The organism is Paenibacillus sp. FSL E2-0190 (assembly GCF_037992965.1).
In the GTDB taxonomy this organism is placed as follows: domain Bacteria; phylum Bacillota; class Bacilli; order Paenibacillales; family Paenibacillaceae; genus Paenibacillus_AQ; species Paenibacillus_AQ odorifer.
The window spans coordinates 5,206,078-5,226,663 of the sequence record NZ_CP150306.1; the positions used below are offsets into that span (position 1 = coordinate 5,206,078).

General features: G+C 44.6%; 13 protein-coding genes. 1 reads left to right on the forward strand and 12 read right to left on the reverse strand.

The features are described 5' to 3' along the window. Nucleotides 1-5 precede the first annotated feature (5 nt). The 3 genes from NST25_RS22985 to NST25_RS22995 all read right to left on the reverse strand — a co-directional run bounded on the left by NST25_RS22985 (nucleotide 6) and on the right by NST25_RS22995 (nucleotide 7,676). On the reverse strand, nucleotides 6-938 hold the full coding sequence (locus tag NST25_RS22985; protein ID WP_248548341.1) for an ABC transporter permease subunit: 933 nt from the start codon (nucleotides 936-938) through the stop codon (nucleotides 6-8). Nucleotides 939-1,209: 271 nt separating this feature from the next. Continuing rightward, nucleotides 1,210-3,420 carry a helix-turn-helix domain-containing protein gene (locus tag NST25_RS22990; protein WP_340392554.1) on the reverse strand — a complete coding sequence of 737 codons (2,211 nt, stop codon included), beginning with the start codon at nucleotides 3,418-3,420 and terminating at the stop codon, nucleotides 1,210-1,212. 338 nt (nucleotides 3,421-3,758) lie between these two features. Continuing rightward, on the reverse strand, nucleotides 3,759-7,676 hold the full coding sequence (locus NST25_RS22995) for a X2-like carbohydrate binding domain-containing protein (protein ID WP_340394453.1): 3,918 nt from the start codon (nucleotides 7,674-7,676) through the stop codon (nucleotides 3,759-3,761). A gap of 365 nt (nucleotides 7,677-8,041) precedes the next feature. On the opposite strand from NST25_RS22995, the gene NST25_RS23000 reads away from it, so the two are divergent. Then, nucleotides 8,042-8,884 carry a hypothetical protein gene (locus NST25_RS23000; RefSeq protein ID WP_076191803.1) on the forward strand — a complete coding sequence of 281 codons (843 nt, stop codon included), beginning with the start codon at nucleotides 8,042-8,044 and terminating at the stop codon, nucleotides 8,882-8,884. A 528-nt stretch (nucleotides 8,885-9,412) separates the two neighbouring features. Here NST25_RS23000 and NST25_RS23005 read toward each other — a convergent pair. The 9 genes from NST25_RS23005 to NST25_RS23045 form a co-directional block, all read right to left on the reverse strand. Further along, nucleotides 9,413-9,634 carry a hypothetical protein gene (locus NST25_RS23005; protein WP_340392556.1) on the reverse strand — a complete coding sequence of 74 codons (222 nt, stop codon included), beginning with the start codon at nucleotides 9,632-9,634 and terminating at the stop codon, nucleotides 9,413-9,415. Between the two features lie 33 nt (nucleotides 9,635-9,667). Further along, nucleotides 9,668-9,895 carry a hypothetical protein gene (locus tag NST25_RS23010; protein ID WP_340392557.1) on the reverse strand — a complete coding sequence of 76 codons (228 nt, stop codon included), beginning with the start codon at nucleotides 9,893-9,895 and terminating at the stop codon, nucleotides 9,668-9,670. A gap of 737 nt (nucleotides 9,896-10,632) precedes the next feature. After that, nucleotides 10,633-12,678, reverse strand: a complete 2,046-nt coding sequence (locus NST25_RS23015) for a carbohydrate-binding protein (protein ID WP_339188084.1) — start codon at nucleotides 12,676-12,678, stop codon at nucleotides 10,633-10,635. A gap of 200 nt (nucleotides 12,679-12,878) precedes the next feature. After that, the gene (locus NST25_RS23020; protein WP_339188086.1) at nucleotides 12,879-13,862 is read right to left on the reverse strand and encodes a glycoside hydrolase family 43 protein; all 984 of its coding nucleotides are present in this window, start codon (nucleotides 13,860-13,862) and stop codon (nucleotides 12,879-12,881) included. A gap of 46 nt (nucleotides 13,863-13,908) precedes the next feature. Beyond that, nucleotides 13,909-15,468 (reverse strand): glycoside hydrolase 43 family protein, encoded by a 1,560-nt coding sequence (locus tag NST25_RS23025; RefSeq protein WP_076276792.1) that lies wholly within the window; start codon nucleotides 15,466-15,468, stop codon nucleotides 13,909-13,911. Between the two features lie 30 nt (nucleotides 15,469-15,498). Further along, on the reverse strand, nucleotides 15,499-16,338 hold the full coding sequence (locus NST25_RS23030; RefSeq protein WP_076128910.1) for a carbohydrate ABC transporter permease: 840 nt from the start codon (nucleotides 16,336-16,338) through the stop codon (nucleotides 15,499-15,501). Continuing rightward, nucleotides 16,331-17,275 carry a sugar ABC transporter permease gene (locus tag NST25_RS23035; protein ID WP_076128908.1) on the reverse strand — a complete coding sequence of 315 codons (945 nt, stop codon included), beginning with the start codon at nucleotides 17,273-17,275 and terminating at the stop codon, nucleotides 16,331-16,333. The genes NST25_RS23030 and NST25_RS23035 overlap by 8 nt, the downstream gene beginning before the upstream one ends. Nucleotides 17,276-17,439: 164 nt before the next feature. Further along, nucleotides 17,440-18,711: a response regulator gene (locus NST25_RS23040; RefSeq protein ID WP_340392559.1), complete on the reverse strand. Its 1,272-nt coding sequence runs from the start codon at nucleotides 18,709-18,711 to the stop codon at nucleotides 17,440-17,442. Continuing rightward, on the reverse strand, nucleotides 18,704-20,506 hold the full coding sequence (locus tag NST25_RS23045) for a histidine kinase (protein WP_340392561.1): 1,803 nt from the start codon (nucleotides 20,504-20,506) through the stop codon (nucleotides 18,704-18,706). The genes NST25_RS23040 and NST25_RS23045 overlap by 8 nt, the downstream gene beginning before the upstream one ends. Between the last annotated feature and the right edge of the window lie 80 nt (nucleotides 20,507-20,586).

Consider the following 20,586-nt stretch of genomic DNA (forward strand, 5'->3'; position numbering starts at 1 on the left):
CTTTCCTACCAGATGCTGTTCTTAGTGATTCTTTTCGCCAGACCGTTTACTGTAAATAAGAGAACCAAGTTGATGATGGAGTTGAACAGGCCCACCGCAGTTGCAAAGCTGTAATTGGCATTCAACAGGCCAACACGGTAGACATAGGTGGCAATGATCTCAGAATTAACGAGGTTAAGCGGGTTCTGTAGCAGGTAGACTTTTTCAAAGCCAATCGCCATTACATTCCCTACATTCAGAATCAAAATGATAACGATGGTTGGCACAATCCCTGGCAAATCGACGTGGCGGATTTTTTGAAACCGCGAGGCTCCATCAACTTTGGCAGCTTCATAAAGTGTTGGGTCTATCCCTGCAAGCGCTGCCAAATATACGACTGCACTGTAGCCCGCTGTCTGCCAAATATCAGACCACACATAAATCGAACGGAACATGCCGGGTTCTCCTAGGAAGTTAATAGAATCCAGTCCGAAGAAGTTGAGTGCAATGTTGGCAAAACCGAGCCGAGGGGCCAGAAAGAGCATAACGATTGACACCATGACAACCGTCGAGATGAAATAAGGGGCAAACGATACAAGCTGAACGAATTTCTTAAACCTTCCTCCCCGTACCTCATTAATCATGAGCGCAAGAATAATCGGGATTGGAAAACCCGCCAGCAGCTGATAGCCACTAAGCATAATAGTATTCTTGAGCAGTGTCCAAAACTGCGGATTCTCAAAGAAGAGCTGAAAGTTTTTAAATCCGACCCATGGACTTCCCCATATCCCTTTTATGACGTTATAGTCCTTAAAGGCTAGGACAGTGTTCAGCATCGGATAATACTTGAAGATGATAAAAAACAGCAAAGGCGGAATCACAAGCAGATGTAACTGCCAGTGCTTTTTTATGCTTTTGCGAGCATTTTGTAAGAATACGGGGCCTTTGCTTTTCGGCAACGACTTGCGATGTAGTACTAATTCTTTCTCCAGAACAATTCCCCCTAAGCAGATGTCTGTGATTTGTGATAGCGCTTTCTACGGATTGATCATAGATGACTTTTATCTCCAAAAGAAAGGTACACTTGGGTGCTTCAGCGTACAAATCGCCCTATCTGAGGAGCACAAAATAGCAGTAGAACGGCCATTTTTCCGAATTGCAGGGTTGAAATCAGAAAAAGACTGCATCATCCAAAGTGGACAGTGCAGCCTTATGTTATGGCCTATTTTTTTATTCATCCACAGATTGTCTATAGGCACTCGGGGAGACACCCATCAACCTTTTGAATGCGCGTCTGAAGGAATGTGAACTGTTGTAGCCCACCCGCACGGCAATCTCATCCACCGTTAATCCGCTCTCTTTGAGCAGGATGATGGCCTGATCCATTCTGACTTTTATCAAATGGTCGGAGAAATTAACACCCGTGACCTCTTTAAACAGCTGGGAAATATATTTTTCCGGCCGCTCCACCTGTTCCGCCACCCGGTAAAGGGTTAGTTCCGTATCCGAGTAGTTTTTTGCTGTGTAGTCCTTAATCTGCTTGATGATTTGAATATGAATATCTTTCTTTTTATTCGCAATGAGTCCGCACAGCTCTTCCATAATGTCAAAAAATTCGTTCTGGATCGTCTCAAGCGACTCTGATGAGCCAATGTCTATGACCCGCCGTTTGACACTCTCGATATCTGAATATTCGGTAAATGCCTTTTGATCCAATAGCTTGAGAAAAGTCCCCTTCATTTCCCCGACAAGCTGGTGCTTCATTTCGATGGATAATTCTCGCTGCTCCATATTCTGGACAATAATCGCACGCACAATCCGTTTGGCTTCCTCTAGCTCTCCGGCTCGAATCGTGCTGATTAACCGTTGCTCCGAATCCAGCGGATAATAATAAGTTGTATTCTCAATTTGAGCTTCACTGCTCCAGATAATCCCTTTTTTATTCATGTAAACAGCATATTCCAGTGCCTGCTTCGATTGATCATACGAAAGGCTAACCTCTGTTACCTCTGTGAATAGATCCCCGAACCCCGCCAGAATGGTAATGCGGTACTCATTAAAGACATTTATAGCGAGCTCCTCCATCGTCTGGGTGATATTCGCTGCTTCCTGTTCCTTGTCAGCTCCTTCTTCCCTAGAAAAGAACAGCGTTACAACTTTATCAGAGCCCATATCCGTCATCAGGACATCCACGCCAAGCTCAGCCAAGGTCTGTTTCAGCAGCAGCCGGGAAGCACTCAGCTCGTTCAGAATTTCAACACTGTCCATACCCGCATAACCGTTAATCTGAACAATTCCTACGTAGCCAGTATTCTGATTCATGCTGATATCCGCCTGTTTGGCGGCAGAGATAATTTCATCCCGCGTTTTGAATTCACCGGCAATCAGCCGTTTCAGGAAGGCATCTCGGACCAGAGGAAGCTGGCGGTTAAGCTCGGACTCGAGCAGCTTATTTTTGGTAATCATATCGGCTATATTGCCGCTCAAAAAGTCAAATTCATTTCTCTCCGAGGCTTCTTCTTTGCCGAATTGCTCCTTCATGACACTGAGCATACGGTTGATTGGCGCGCTGTTACGGTAAGCTAATATCAGTCCGGCAATCAAACCGATAATTAGAGTGCCTCCCGTAATTTGTATGGAGATTCTCTTGATTTTGTTAGCATTCTCCATCAAAATATCTTGAGGAATCCCGGTCTGATACACCCAGCCATTGGAATCGGAACGGGTAGTAATCACCAGATCATCCTTATAAAACTGACTGACCTTGTTCTTATCAAAAGCTGGATCGTCGAGCATTTTGACCATTTTCTGCTCATCACTTCCTTGCAGAACAATCGTATTCCCTTTAGCATCACTAATATGCACCCAACCCCCATATCGCTCGGTCAGGCCTGAAAGCAGGCTGGAAATATTTTTTTCATCAATAATCACTACTGCGACAGCCGGCGAGGAATCATTAAAGCTATCCAAGGGGAGTGACTGCATATAGGTAATAACCGAGGTTTGCATCCCCCTGCTGACAAAATCACTAAGTGGCTTGATCTCGCTGCGGTGGGTTGTCTCAAGCACATCTTTTCTCCAATCCTGTAACGAAAGATCCTTATAGTTGAAATTAGAATAGTAATGCTCCGGACGATAGGTCGAACCTGGGGTTAGGATAAGATTATAGTTGGCGAGGTAAATATAATAGTTTTGCAAAAAATCATTAGTCTGGCCGAAGGTCAAAACATTCCGCATCGTTTTCCAAATCCCATACACATTCGTCTCATTTTCACTTTCATTCATAAGAACATTTAGCTCCTGGTTGACCGCCAATTGCCTGGTAAAGCCTTCAACCTCCGCCATACGGCGCTCCAATATCTCCTGACTTTTCTGAAGCTGAGTGACTCCATTCTCAATCGAGATGGACTGTGTCACGGAGATCGAGGTTAGATAGGACATGTACCCGCCAATGCTGGGTATGACCAAAATGACCACATAAGAGATTAGAAATTTACGAAAGATATTGGAATATTTCAGCGTAGTTAGCCTCCCTCAATATGACATTTCGATAGCGCTATCATTACCATAGATTAAAACATTTTGCTTCATAGTCAAGGGTTTGAACTCACTTCACCCTCCTGCACCTCTTCAGAAATGGAAAAAAAACAGCGATCTACGCCGTTATCACTGCCTTTTATCGGCAATTCCGATATTTTATCTATAGTGCGTGACCCTCCTGTCATTTAGAAAAAAGGGGCCAGTAACGGCCCCCCTTCTTCAATGCTTTGGCTAGACAATCAGTTCTTCTTCTGATCTCTGGCCTCTGATCCAGATGTAAAGACATGATCCGTCGAAGCTTCTTCAATGTCGCCGAAGGCCCAATGCGTTGCCGGAACATCTGCCCACTGTGGATTTGTTACATTGGTTAGAGGACCTCTGCCCAAAGCCCTATTCATAGCCACAACAGCTTCGGCACGAGTAAGCTTGACATTAGGACGGAAAGTCCCGTCATTATAACCAGTGAAAATGCCAGTACCTTGGGCTTGCAAAATCGCCGCCTGTGCCCAATGTCCAATGATGTCAGAGAAACCGGAACCCTTCTGCGTCGAATCCGGTCTAAGCAGGGTCACCAGACTTGCCATTTCTGCACGCGTCAATGGTTGATTAGGTTTAAAGGTGCTATCGCTGTAACCCTTCATTAGTCCCATCTTCGCTGCTTTGGTTATGGCATCAGCACCCCAGTAACCAGAAGGCACATCACTGAACACAACCCCTGCTCCAGTAGCCTCCTTCTCAGCAACATTGGCAAGAATCGTTGCCATCTCAGCACGCGTAATTTCGTGCTCCGGCTGGAAGAACCCACCCGGATAACCTTTGATATATGCGGTATGACGGATCGGATTAGACTCGCCATTCCCTGCAGATCCATCCTCATTTCCAGTTGCCGGAGTTGGCGTCGGTGTCAGGGCAGGTGGTGTAGAAGATGGCTGAGCTGGAATGTACGAGCCACCTGAGTCCGTTGATGTTGGTGTTGGTGTCGGTGTCGGACTTGGCGTTGGTGTTGGACTTGGCGTTGGTGTCGGAGATACAGCAGGACTCGTTGAAACTGTGAATTTCAATTGATCCGTCAGCATGAAATCACCAGATTTCTTCACAGCTTTAAGCGTGTGTATCCCGCCTTCCAATCCCGAAATACTATAAATTTCCTGACGGGTCAGGCGGCTCTGACTATACGCATTTACGGTTTGGACCCGTTGTCCATCCACATAAATATCCATATCACCTTGCTCTGGACCCATAGGTGTGATCAGGCTGATTCCGGTACCCTTGAAGGTATATTCAAAGAAATCACCGTCCACTGATGTGGAGTGAACATCGTTAAGATAATCTCCCTCCACAGTAAACTTAAGGTTCAGCGTCCCCACTGGCTGTGCAGCAAGATAAGATTTATTCAGTGTAACACGGTTACCTGCTACTGAATAATCAGTCCCGAGAACCAGATCATATAATCCGTTAGTAATGCCGGCAAAGCTTTCCGCTTGCTGCAGTAATGTCACCTCAATATCTACCTGAGCGGAAGCAGCTTTATCAAAGCTGGCAGCGATCGGATTAATCATATTCGGAATTTCTACCTTAAGCATATCAAGGAGCATAAATCTGCCTGATTTCTTCACAACCTTGAGCGTGTGCATTCCATCCGGTAAGCCAGAAATGCTGTAAAGGTTCTGAAGTGACATTTGTCCATGATGATAGGCACTGACGGTTTCCTTAAATTGATCGTCAACATATATATCCATATCACCCTGTGACTCATCTACCTCTGTGAACAGCTGAATCCCCGTTCCTCTGAAGGTATATTCAAAAGAATCACCATTCTGCTCCGTATATTGCACATCGTCTTTATAGTCACCCAATCCTCTGCCACTGCTGCGGTTCCAAATGCCATTGTACTTAACTGTCGAATCATCGTTATTAATCATCACATAACGAATGCCTGTAGAATCACTAATTTGTATCGACAGGGTCTGTGGATCACCAGTGTTAAAAATGAAAATCAAGTCGGTTGTGCCTGCCGGCTGCTGCGCAAGGTATTGCTTATGAATGGTCAATTTATCATTCGTCACCGTAAAATCGTCTTCCGAAAGTGCCTCGCCATTATTTTCAATACCGCTCAGTGTATTACCATTCAAATTCAGAGTGACAGTAACATCCTCTTGTTGTTCTATTGCTTGGTCGAATCGAGCAGATGTCGGAGTAATGGTACTATTCTGTTCTCCTGCTGGAGTTTCTGTAGTCACCTTAAATGCGTCAAGCAGCATAAAATCACCTGAGCTTTTGACCACTTTAAGCCTGTGAGAGCCGTTAGCCAGTCCTGAGACACTGTACAGATTTTGCTGTACCTCTCTTGATCCAGTTTTATAAGCACTAACGGTCTGTGCAGCCTCATTGTCCAGCGTAATAATCATATCTCCCTGAGATTCATGCTTTTCGGTCAGCAGGTCAATGCCAGTGCCCGTAAAGGTGTACTCAAAGGAATCCCCGTTCTTCTCGGCATAATGCACATCGTCTCTATAATCACCCAATCCTCGAGATGAGCTTACCTGCCATGCGCCATTATATTTAATGCCGCTGTCATTATCATTAATGTAAACTACATTGGTGACCGTTGCCTTGTTCGCAGCAGACGAATTCTCAGACGGGTCAGTCCCATAGTTCGTAATATCCGATTGTGAAGCCATCGACGGAGCAGACGAGGAATCCTTGATCGTAATGCTCAAATCCTGCTTTCCTTCTAGCAGCTCTTTGCCGCCATTACGCTTCCAATCCCCGCTGTAGCGCATACCTGTATCATCATCATTGACTGTAGAGGTGCCACCTAATGCTGTAACTTTAAGCATCCGTGACGCATGAGGTTCAAGTATGCCTCCGCTAAATTCCTTCTCAAAGTCTCCCAGCTCAGTGTGACTCCATAAATCGCGAACGGAAGCCGGACCTTCAAGGCCGAGATCACTCCATTTGACTTTCACCTCCGCACTCCGACTGCCCAGATTGAACAGAGCTACGCTGTAAGTGCCATCTCCATTATTGGCATACCAAACCTGCTGCTGGGTATCCATAGATACCGGATGGCCTGGACGTCCTGCCTGATTTACGGCAATTACCTCATCATTGGTAAGCAGTTCTAGACCATAGCTGTCCAGCCTAGTCATGTCATTCCCTGTATACAGTGGCACGGAAGAGATTGACCAGAATGTCATCGCGGATTTCCGCTCGTCTTTGGTCAGACCATCCATAGATCCGTTACCAACGTTCAGCGAATCAAAATCATTCCAACCCCCAGGACCTGCATCCCTCCACCAAAGTGCTGCTTTGGGGAACAAGCGGGAAATACTCGGCCAGGCTGTCAGCCCACTGCCATCGTAAGCTTCCACATCCCAGTCAATTCGCCAACCGTTGGCATACTTTTTCCAGAAATCCACGTAATTGTGATCGAGCGCCCAGGACAGCTCAAACCAGATGTTATTTCTGTCAAAAGCCTTAGACCATGCCTCAACATCGCCGCGCGCATCACGGCTCAAGTTATCAATCCCCGAGCCAGGAGTCACGCTGTCAAATTTGACGAAATCAATGCCCCACTCGCCAATCATATCGGCAATAGAATCCACATACTTCTGGGCACATGGATTCGTGAAATCAATTTTATAAGTGTAGGAATTCCAATAATCCATAATGGTAAGCGGCTTGGCTGTAATGTCCTGTATGCGGCATTGGCCACCAGTCCCGTAAATCTCAAGATTCCGATTATAGGCATCGATGGATACCCCCGGAATCATATAGATTCCAATTTTCTGTCCATTATTATGAACATAGTCGATGACCTCTTGAAATCCGTTAGGATATAAGGTCTCACTTGGAATCGGTCTGCCGTATTCATCCATGTCGCCATTCCAGCCCGCATCAATATTGATGTATTCATATCCATGGGCTTGCAACTTCTCATGCATAACATCCGATTGTTTCTTAATGCTTTCGGCCGAGGTCCAGTTACCTGCACCGTCGTACACCTGCATGCTGTAACTGCTCCAACCCATATACGGCTTTTGCGCCATACTTTTCTCTGCTGCTAGTGCCACATTGCCCTGCGTTCCTGTGAAACCGAACTGCGCTGCTGCAATTATAAATACCAACAGGCTCATTCCCAGCTTTTTTCCCATTCGCTTCAAATCATCCTTACCCCCTCATGAAATGTGGTTAAAATTTCTTTGATAGCGCTTTCTTTACGGGATGATCATAAAGGAAGAACGAGTTCCACGATAGGTACATTTCCGCATTTTACGTACAAATAACCCAAAAACAAGGGGACAAATGAACAACGGAACAAACATTATTCCTCCAACACTAGAAACTTAAGGAAGATAATGTGAGCTGGATGTATTTTGAAAATTATTAATAAAGACCCTTTTGACCTTATGTAACGTGATGGAAATCACATGATTTAATGTAAAATAAATGAATAATTTAGAAATGAAATACAATTATCTTAATCGATGCATGATATGCTCTAGAAAGGGAGATAGGATTGAAGTTGGATTTGGAAGAGTTGAATGTGGATTCCTTGATTCAGATGCTTAAGGCATCATTTTCATTTGAGAATTGGGATGCCATGATTGAAATTGCAGACAAGCTACATGAACAAATTTCCATCATATATGAAAACAATAGTAACCTCATAAGAGGTCCTAAACTGAAGCGGAGTATCCCCTATTATTTTGGATATAGCTCATGCGCAAAAGGTATAGCACTACAAAAGTCCGGTAAGTTTGACGAGGCAAAACTATGTATTCAGAAGTATGCTGACCTTGGCTGGATAGGAGGTTTAGATGAAGAGGCCATTTATGAAGTCGAATATTACCGCAATATAGCAAAAGCCAATTCATACGTTATCGATCTGCTGGAAGGCAAAATGGGAGTGCTACATAAATACGTTGAGTTTATTAGAAAAAGTGATGATGAAGAATTATTGCCGGGACTCATTACCATCTTAGAATCTTCGATAATACATGATTATTCCGTTGATTGGATTCTGAAGGAATTCAAAATCAATGTTGATGATATAGGAGAACATGAGACTATTGTGAATATCAAATACCATGAAGATTACATTTATTTGCTGGCTATGTATTACTATAAACAAGAGAATATGTACGATACAATCAACACTATTCTAGAAATCTTGTTATTAAGCATCAAGCTAGACGATGATACAGGCTTCAAAAAATCAGCAGCGCTCTTTGAACTCCTTAGAGACCACGCCGATCAATCACAACTCAAAGTGCATCACAACATCATGAAAACAATAATCGAAAAAGAGTTTACCAGGTCCTTCAGCTCGCGAATCGAGTTCAGCAAAATACACAGTTAAGCATCACGGAGGTCGTCGTTGATTGGATTATAAAGTTGGTTATAAAAAAGGAGTGGTTCTCCGGTTAATGGTGGGAATCACTCCTTTAGGGTGTATTGGTCCCGGTCCATACGGTGCATTCTGCGGGATTTATACCGTTTATTTCGCCACATTCGCTCGATCAGCTGCATTCTGCGGGATTTATACCGTTTATTTCACCGTATATGCTCGATCTGGTGACATTCGCTCGATCCGCCATATTCTAGGGCATTTATGCCTCTCTTTTCCCCACATTCGCTCGATTCGCCACATTCTAGGGCATTTTTGCCTCTCTTTTCCCCACCTTCACTCGATCAGCTACATTCTGCGGGATTTATACTGTAGATTTCTCCGTATTCGCTCGATCAGCTGCATTCTGCGGGATTTATACCGTTTATTTCACCACATTCGCCCGATCCGCCACATGCTAGGGCATTTATGCCTCTCTTTTCGCTGCTTCCACTCCATCCTCCACTTTCTAGGGTATTTATGCCTCTCTTTTCGCCACCTTCACTCGATCCGGTACATTCTGCGGGATTTATACTGTAGATTTCTCCGTATTCGCTCGATCAGCTGCATTCTGCGGGATTTATACCGTTCTTTTCGCCACATTCGCTCGATCAGCTGCATTCTGCGGGATTTATCCCGTTCATTTCGCCACATCCGCTCGATCAGCTGCATTCTGCGGGATTTATCCTGTTCATTTCTCCACATCTGCTCCATCCGCTGCATTCTAAAGCATTTATCCCGTAGATTTCTCCGTATTCACCCAATCAGCTGCATTCTGCGGGATTTATACCGTAGATTTCTCCGTATTCGCCCGATCAGCTGCATTCTGCGGGATTTATACCGTTCATTTCGCCACATCCGCTCGATCAGCTGCATTCTGCGGGATTTATACCGTTCTTTTCGCCACATTCGCTCGATCAGCTGCATTCTGCGGGATTTATACCGTTCATTTCTCCGCGTTTTGCTCGATCCGGTAACATCCACTCCATCCGCCACATTCTAAGGCATTTTTGCCTCTCTTTTTGCCACATCCGCTCCATCCGCCACAATCTAAGGCATTTATGCCTCTCTTTTCACCACTTCCGCTCGATCCGCAACATTCTAAGGCATTTATGCCTCTCTTTTCGCCGCATTCACTCCATCCGCAACATTCTAAGGCATTTATGCCTCTCTTTTCACCACTTCCACTCCATCCGCCACATTCTAAGGCATTTATGCCTCTCTTTTCGCCACATCCACTCCATCCGCCACAATCTAAGGCATTTATGCCTCTCTTTTCACCACTTCCGCTCCACCCACCTCATTCTAAGGCATTTTTGCCTCTTTTTTCACCACTTCCGCTCCACCCACCTCATTCTAAGGCATTTTTGCCTCTCTTTTTGCCACATTCGCTCCATCCGCCACAATCTAAGGCATTTATGCCTCTCTTTTCACCACATCCACTCCATCCGCCACATTCTAAGGCATTTTTGCCTCTCTTTTCGTCACATCCACTCCATCCGCCTCATTCTAAGGCATTTTTGCCTCTCTTTCCGCTACATCCGCCCCATCCACCTCATTCTAAGGCATTTTTGCCTCTCTTTTCGCCACTTCCGCTCCATCCGCCACATTCTACGGTATAACTCCCGCTCCCTTTTCGCCGCTTCCACTCCAGCCGAGGTCTATCTGCCCGCCCCAGCATAAAGGTTTTTCACTCCCCCTCAGAACCTCGCTTAATAAAATCACTTAATAAACTTGAACCCATTAAGATTCAATAAATATCCGCTAGAGCCGGTAAATTTTAGATATACATTATGCGTGCCGGTGGCGCCGCTGATTGCACATGTTTTAGTCACCCAGGTCTGCCAGCCGCCTGTTCCCGCTACCGGACAAGTTCCAACCAGAGTTCCAGTTGAGCTGTCCAGTCTAATTTCGATAGTTCCTCCAGATGTACCGCTCGCTACTCTTGCTTCGAAACTTGTGGGTCCGACGCTTCCAAAGTTAACATTATTAAACGCGATATAATCGCCATTCTCTATATAGCCGACATTCTGACCGCCTTCGGAACTCGCTTCATTTTTCACACCAGACATGCTGGTATAACGTTCTGCTTCGATCGTCGAATAGGCATCATAATAATTTGTTTTTAACCACTCCGCAGTGTTCCAAGAAACTTTTGAGACCCCGGCATATTGATTTACTGTGGAGACAACGCCAGATAGAGGAACTGTTTTATAAGCATAAGGCAATTGCTCGTTATACCCATAAGTGAATGTAAAAGGCGTAGATGGCGGGTTTGATTTACTCATATTTTCAATTCCGACTATTGATGATGACCAAGCCCACTGGCCAATGGTTGCTTTGTTATTCCAATTCATTCCGTTAGTAAAGGCATTAACGCCATTATTATCCCAGCTGCTGCCTGTATAGGTTGTTCCGCTACTAGTTGTTACTGTAGAATTTACAATTAAACTATGGTTCATCGCATCCTTAAACAATACGTCAAAAGGTGCATTCATATTAGCGGTATCATCCCCTTGACGCTCCGCACCAATCAGCGGTTCATTAAAAGCATTATAGACATTGGTGTCCCCCGCTATAGAAGCTCCATTTCTGGCGTTCATTCCACGCGATAATTTATCATGACCATATTTGGAGATTGCAGTAACGCTGTCGAGTACATTCTGATGTGTAGAATTATCAAAAGAATTATTAAATAGATGCCCGACTCCTTGACGAATCATTGGCAGACGCGACCCAACATTTGTATAACGATTGTATGCTAAAGTTAAGCGAAGTCTTTGATTTCCATCTTTAATTTCCACACCGTTAGAACCCACATAATTCGTATAATCCTTGTCACCCGATCCTACCAAATGAACTTTGGAGTGATAGGCGGCATAAGCCATAATTTGATTTTTGGTAGCCCCTTCGTTACGCATTTTATAATAAAGGCTGGTGGAGGAGTTCAGTGATCCTGTTGCATATTTTTGCTCCATATATTCAATTGACTTATAAATAGAGCTACTAGTCGCTGGATTTTGAGCTGCCGCTAGACCAAATTCGTTCCAAGAATAAGTTACATTCGTTGAACCATTTTCCATATCAATCATTCCATCCGCGGCTATCGAAAACTTACAGTGGTCTACCCATACATTGTTTGCGCCATTTACCTTGATAAAAGTCCAGCCTACCTCTTTGTGCTCACCTGTATCATCCCATTGCCACATTTCATCAAAATTGAGATTTCTAATGACAATATCATTCACTGAGCTCTGCAATTTTAATTCTGCGTGTTTAATAGTTTTACCTGAAGCTGAAAAAATCGTTAATCCATCAATATTGGCTATGCTTAATTTGGATACACCGGAGGTTATTAAGAGTGGGTTCGTGAATCCGTTTGATGGATCAGGATATTTTGTAACAAAGCTATATTTTGAAATTTCAGTAGAATTTAGTGCTAATTCAGTCCACCCTAAGTTTAGATTATCTGTAACTTCAATAACTTTTACAGCACCACTGCCTGCATCCAAGATTGCTTGTAAAAACTCTCGGCCACTGCTGACCGTTCGATAATATGAGGTACCTGCATAACTGCTTCTATCTTTTACACCTAATGATGCAAAACCAGGAACTGATAAAAAACTGCTGTCATAACCCTGCTCAACCTTAGATGCGTTAGGAATTGTATTTACCGCTGCCGCCTCTGCTTTGCCTGCTAGATTAGAACAAGTTAAAGTCACCAATAAACTTCCCAGCATTAAACTACGTAGCACTTTTTTAATCATTTGATCCGATCCCTCCTACTTATTTTAGTGAAACGACCCTACCTGAATGATCACCCCCTTTAATGAAAGCGCATCCAATAATGATATAAAAAGATCCCCTCCGATTGACTGTGATTAGACTCATCTACCATGAGGTCTGTTTCCACTGCCTACCTGAGGGGAATCCTACAAAACCATTCCTTGTTGCCATACAAGTCTATCTATACTAAATTTGGATCGATCATTCGCAGCGTTCCGTCCGCATTATACTTTAATTCAGTAACCTTCACACAGCGCTTATGGCTCACACCGTCCGACATAGAACTATCATGATAAAATAGGTACCATTTGTCCCGAAAGTTCACGATGGAATGATGCGTTGTCCATCCGATCACCGGGGTCAGAAGTGTGCCTTGAAACGTAAAGGGTCCCAGCGGATTGTCTCCAATGGCGTAGACGATTTTATGTGTGTTCCCTGTAGAATAACTGAGGTAGTATTTCCCCTCGTATTTATGCATCCAAGGACCTTCAAAAAATCTTCTTTCTTCATCGCCTGCCAGAATAGGACGTCCTTCAGTATCAATGATGGAGATTTCCATTAATTTGTCCTGAAAGGACAACATATCCTTGCTTAGCTTTGCCACGCGAGGTCCCAATGCAGGTTCGTGTGGAGCCGGCCCTGTGCCATCAGGCATGTAGGTATCCGTACTCCACTTCTCCAGCTGCCCCCCGCGAAGCCCTCCTAAGATCAGATAAACCTCGTCGTCATCGTCGTTGAATACGGCCGGATCAATGCTGAAGCTTCCCTCCATGTAATCCGCCTCCGGCGTAAAAGGTCCCGCCGGTGAATCCGCTGTCGCCACACCAATCCGAAACACCCCGCTGAGATCCCGCGCCGGAAAATAAAGATAATATTTGCCGTTTCGGAAGCCAGCGTCTGGAGCCCACATTTGCTTGGATACCCACGGGACATCCTTCATATGGAGTATTTCACCATCGTCTACGAATTCTGCTGACCTATCATCCATAGTTAGAACATGGTAATCCTCCATAGCATAATGATCTCCATCTAAGTTGTTGGGAACGCTGATTTCAAGATCGTGAGACACATAAATATATAGTTTATCCTCAAAAACATGAGCCGACGGATCAGCAGTGTAAATATGTTTTACCAGAGGCTCATTTCGCTTCGAAACATTCAGCATAAGCTTCTCCTTTGTTTTGGGGTTATTCGGTTACTTGGTTATTCACTTACTTGGTGATTCGGAACCAATCGATATCAAGATATCCTCCATTGCCGGAACCTACGGCAAATAGACCTGTCTTAGCCCCCACCCAATGTCCTTCTATAGCTTGAAATGACTCTACAGGTACGGAAGTGAAGTCTGTACCCTCCAAGCTGTAGCCGAAATGGCAAGTCGCATCCTCTAATACCTCGACCCGCAAGAAGAGACTATCCGTGTCTATCAAAGGATATGACCACATTTCTGTCTCTCCCGTATCATCTCCTTGCATAAGCGATAGGGCTAGCGTCCCCTTCAGTTCTTGATCCTCTAATCTTCGTACCACCAAGCAACAATAACGATAACCAAAAATCATCAAACCTCCGGACTCCCCTATTCCCAAGCCCGAAGGGTCAACCTTGCAGGCTGCTGTAAACGAAAGTGCTGGGAATTTCTGCAGCAAGAGCTGCGGACTATGGTATAGCCCTTTGTTGTCTACGGGTTTATGTTCAGCATTTAACCGAAGATAGCTCTCTCTTGCCTCGAGACTATACCAAGACGATTTGGGGTTAGACTGCCACTGCCACTGCAATCCAAGCGTTGAAGACTCGAAATCGTCAGAAGTTGCAGGCACTGACACTGCGTATGCCTTCCCGACCTCAGGCTTTCGGTAACGTATCACTGGCACTCCAGCTCCATCGCTTGCTTGAAGCTCTCCCATCAAAGGCCAGTCATCTACCCAGCTGACCGGCTGCAAATGAACGACCCGGCCATAAGGTCCTTTATCCTGGAAATGGATAAACCACGATTCGCCCGAATCCAGCTCCACTAGTCCGCCTTGATGCGGGCCGTTTACTGAGGTCTGCCCTTGTTGCAGAACGATTCGGTCCTCGTAAGGGCCCCAGATGTTTCGGGAACGGAACACTGTCTGCCATCCGGTTGCCACGCCCCCTGCCGGAGCAAGGATATAATAATATCCGTTGCGCTGGTATAACTTTGGTCCTTCCAGAGTCGGATGATTTTCGGTTCCATCATAGATAATCCGGCCTTCGTCCAGCAGCCCTTTACCGTCAGCGGACATTCGGCACAGCCGCAGCTTGTGCTTAATGCCGCTGCGGCTCTTCGCATAGGCATGAATCAAATACGCCTGTCCGTCCTCATCCCAGAAGGGACAAGCATCAATTAAGCCTTTGCCTGCCTGAACCAGATGCAATGGCGTCCATTCTCCGGCAGGGTCCACCGCCGAAGTCATCATGATGCCGACATCTGGATCGCCATAGAAGATCCAGAACTTCCCGCCATGGAATCTTAGGCTAGGTGCCCAAATGCCATTGCCATGCTGCGGACGGTCATACCCCTCCAAGTTCATCTCCAGCACAGCATGATTGATGATTGCCCAATTGACTAAGTCCTTCGAATGCAGGATCGGCAATCCGGGAATGTGCCCGAAGCTAGAAGCGGTCATATAAAAGTCATCACCGACGCGAATTACGTCCGGGTCCGAATAGTCCGCATGCAGGATTGGATTGATATAAGTTCCGTCTCCCTGATCTGAAACCCAAGGCTCTGCGTATTCTCCAAGATTCATGTAGTAATCCTCCCCACGTCCTTTTCCTTTTTATCCTTTGACCGAACCGCCTGTCAGACCTTGAATCAGATAACGCTGAATAAACATAAAGAGCACAATAGGCGGTATCAATCCAATAATGCTGCCTGCTGCGAGCGATCCATACTCTACACTGTACTGGCCGATTAAATACTTCAGTCCGATTGGGATCGTAAATTTGGACGCATCTGTCAGGAATGAGAAAGCAACCAAGAACTCATTCCAGCAGCCGATAAAGGCGAACAGAGCAGTCGCTACGATCCCCGGTAGAATCACTGGCGTAATGATCGTGAACAAGACCCGGAATCTTCCTGCTCCGTCGACCATAGCCGCTTCGTCAATTTCCTTCGGAATACCAGATACAAATCCTTGCATCAACAGCGAGTTGAACGCAACCTGTGAAACGATATAGAACAATATGATCGCAAAAGGCGTATTCATAATCCCCATGCTCTTAAAAATCAGGAACAACGGGATGACGAATAAGATAACCGGAAGCATCTGAGTGCCCAGCATCATAAGCATAAAAGCATTTTTTCCAACAAATTTAAATCTGCTCAAAGCATAGCCGTTGAAAATCGACAGCAATGTAATAAAAATCACCGACACCGTACAGATGAAAAGACTGTTTACAAAAAATCTCGAAAAATTGTTGACACTCCACACCTTTATGAAATTATCAAACGTAATTGGATGCGGAAGGTAACGAATCGTGGAGCTGATAATATCATTCTCATGTTTAAGGGAAGTTGAGATGTCCCAAAGAAAAGGCAGCAGGACAAACAACAACGTAACAGTCATAGGAATATAGAACAAACACAAAGTGGTTAAAAAACGTTTAAGCTTACTCATTTTGGCCACCTCTGCTTAATTTCATATAGACGACCACGAAAATCATTAGAACAGCGAAGGAAAGGACCCCCATAGCCGAACTATAGCCATAATTCCCGTTCAAAATTGCCGTCTGGAACATATAAATCGGGAGAGTGGTTGTCATATTCATTGGACCGCCGTTTGTCATCGTGAAGATCATATCGATAGAATTGAACTCCCAGATGGCTCTTAGCATCGTAGTGAAAATAATACTTTCCTTAAGATAAGGCAGGGTAATGGAAAATAACTTTCTTGCCTTTCCGCAACCGTCGACTTCGCAGGACTCGTAGACTTCTTTCGGAATAGACTGCAAGGAAGCAAGCAGTGCGACTGCAAAGAACGGGATCCCTCTCCACAACTCGGCCAGTACAACCGAACCGAATACGGTATGGGTGTTCGACAGCCAAGCGATATTCTCGTGAATAATCCCTAACCTCTTCAAAAGATCGTTAATGACTCCGATATGCTGGTTGTACATGAGCGACCACAGCATTGTCGTAAGAACGCCTGATACCGCCCAAGGAATCAGCACGAGCGAACGTATAACGCCTCTAAACCGGAAGGCCTGATTAAGCAGCAGGGCCACACCTAAGCCGAACACGAGCTGAAGAACGACTTCAATAACCACCCACTTGATGGTTATCCATAGCGAGCTTGGGAACAGATCGTCATGGAATAAAATCTGCTTAAAGTTACTCCACCCGGCAAAACCGTCATCCATCGGCCGAGTCAAGTCATAGTTCTGAAAGCTTAGTTGGAAGACTTGTAAAATAGGGTAGAACATAATGACCGCCATGAGAACGACAGTCGGGATAATCAGAACGTAAGGAAATATCCTGTCGCTGCCGATCATCTTGTTTTTTCTCTTGGACGTTCCCGTCACTTGTCCTGTTGCTAATTGTTGTTTCACCTTCATGAAATAATCACCTCAATAAGAATAATAGGCTATGCATGAAGCTAGCTAAATAATATATCTTGCAAAGTTTGTTTGTTTTTTTGAAAATAAAAAATAGCAGCAAAAAAACAACCTTATTCCAATCACTGACTGGAATAAGGTTGTTTGTGAACGCTTTCCAACTATTACGAGCTATGCTGCTGTCTATACTCCATCGGGGTAAACCCTGTATGCCGCTTGAACAAAACACTAAAATACTGGGTATTCACATACCCAATTTTCTCAGCAACCTCATATACCTTTAAATCGGTATGCACAAGCAGTTCAGTAGCTTTATCTATTCGCACTTGGACAATATACTCACAAAAATTAACATCCGTATACTTTTTAAACAAAGTACTGACGTACGATGGTGTAATGTGGACCGTCTCCGCTACTTCTTTTAAGTCCAGATTCTCATTCTGATAATGATTTGCGATATAATCCATAATTGTGCGAAGAATAGCTTGATGCGAATTGCTTGAATATTTGACCTGATCATAGAAAATAATCGATTGATCCATCCGGACATCCTTCATCTGTGTCGCAATCAATGCTTCCTCATAGGAGACGCCAATATGTTTAAACCCTTCACCAATGCTGCCTATACCGATCTTGGCGTGAATTTTGAGATATTGCTCAATCATCACTGTTAAGCGGCGGGCAATAAGCTCGGTATCCTGCTTCAGCTTCTCCGCATCCTCGTTTCGGTAGTTGAACAACAGATTGATCCGGTGGTTATATTGAATCGCATACACCTGAACCCCGTCGCAATTTGCAGATTCTAGCACCTCATTGCAGAGGTTTTTGAGAGTGAACAATAATAGCTCCAGATCGACGGGTTTATTGGGTTTAAGAAACCTTCCGACACCATCCAAGCTCAGAACAGCCATCACGAACACCGAGCCGCAAAACGTTAAATCGAGCAGCTTCGCCTCCCTATCAATCGCTTCCTCATTCCCCGACCCAGAGATCAACTCGCTAAAAAATTGGTTCACGATAAGACCATGGCTTTTTATATCCTTCTCACGTTTTCTCCGCTCTTCCTCCAGTGCCTCAGACGCATTCATGATTGTCCGCAGGATTTTATCGTTATCTTCATACTTTAATATGTAATCAAACGCTTGAAGCTGTAGCGCCTCCTTAGCATAAGAAAAATCATCATACCCCGTTAAGAAGACAATCTTCAAATCTAAGCCATTCTCCTTCACTTGGGCGGCAAGCTTCAGTCCATCCATAAAAGGCATGCGAATATCCGAGAGCAGTAGATCCGGCTTCTCCCTTTGGATAAGTTCCCAAGCTTCCTTCCCGTCCACTGCAACTCCTGCCACCTGAATGTTTCCCTGATCCCAATGAATATTCCTGCGAAGCCCTTCCCTAATCCATTCATCATCGTCTGCAATGACCAGCTTATGCACGATTCGTCACCTCATTTTTCGTATATGGAATCCTTACAGTCACTATGGTATAAACCCCTTCTTCACTATCCAGCCGAATCCCGAACCCGTAGCCGAATTGCAGCGCCAGCCGTCGGTGAACATTACGCAGCCCGAATGTCACTGGAGCCTCTTGAACATTCTGCGCTTGAATAGAAGTATTCATCTCCTGTACCTTCTCTACATCCATCCCTGCACCATCGTCGAAGACTTCAATTATCGCTGCATCCCCGCTTGGCCTTCCTGTTATTCTGATGATCCCTTTTCCCTTCTTGTTTTTGATGCCATGATAGATGGCGTTCTCGACAATTGGCTGCAAGGTCAGTTTCATGATAGGAAGATGCATAATGCTCTCTTCAACTTGAATCTCAAATTCAAAATCTTTCTGGTAACGGATATTTTGAATTTGCAAGTAGCTTTGAACATGCTCGATCTCTTCTCTAAGCGTTATGACCTCCCGCCCTCTGCTAATGCCGATCCGAAAAAAGTGGGCCAGCGCACTAACCATAGTCGATGCCTTTTCCTTCTCACCCAAATCAATCATATGTTTGATAGATCCGAGAGTGTTGTATAGAAAATGTGGTTGAATTTGCGACTGCAATGCTAATAACTCCATTTGCCGCTTCTGTTCCTGTTCATCCTTAACTTGCTCCAGCAATTGGCGAACCGAATCGACCAAATTCTCCAACCCACTGGCTAATACACCAATTTCATTTTGCTCTTTCAGCTGAAAGTTAACATTTAGGTTCCCTTGTCTAAAACTCTTCACTTGTTTGGACAAATAACGGATGGGATTCGTCAGGCTGCTGGCAAAATAGGTTGCCATGATAATAAAAACTACGAGAATAACAGCTACGATTGTAAGCGTTATCGATTTAATCTGGCTTGCCTTGGCTAAGATATCGCTTTCAGGAACGATGGCGGCGAGCTTCCACCCGTTCAGCGATAACGTTGTAAAGTGAATCATCATACGTTGGTTCGACTTGCTGGCCGCCCTTAAATCTCCCTGGTGATTAGCGTTATTACGGATATCGTTCACGATCTCATCGCCGATAGCGTACTCTTTGGATAACGGCTTGGAATACATCACCCCATCTGGACTGATCAGAGCCAGCGAGCCATTGGGACTAATATTGACATTCTGTAAAATGTCGAGCAGATAGGATTCCTTCATATTAATGAGAGCCATGCCACTGACCTCGGAATCAAGATTTCCGATAATTTTAAATACGCTTACAACATTACGTTTCGTGACAGTAGTAAACACTTGATCCTCATGCGTATTCAACCAGTAATAACTGCTTTCTGCATCCTTTTGGTTGTATCGGGCCAGCCATTCATTAAGATTCACACCGACATGCCGGGGAATAAAGTCCTTCTGTATGTTGAAGGTCCGGCCATTATTAAACGTGACAAAAATTGAGTCGATGACTTGCAAATGATTCCGGTAGGCTTCCTCGAACTGTTTATGAAGATCGATGATATCATCGTAGCGATGTTCTCCTTCGTCTTGTCCATTATCTAATAAAATATATTGAAAAGCCGAATTGTTCTCGATTGACACCAGCTGTTCGAAGATCGTATAAAGCTTGTCGTTAAGAAAAAAGCCCGTTTGCTCGGTCGTATCGCTTAGCAAATAATAAGCGTTTTGTTCGAGCTGCTTAACGGCAGTGAAATAGGAAAAAAAACCGGTAAGCGCAACGGATGACACAAGAATAGGCAAAAAATAGATAAGCAGCTTAATTTTGATTGGGCTTCTAGAAAGATACGAGAACATGTATTTCCCCCAAATGAAGTCGTTTCGGATTCTCCTCTTATAATAACTCCTAGCTCGAAGAGATGGGTTTGTTTTTTATC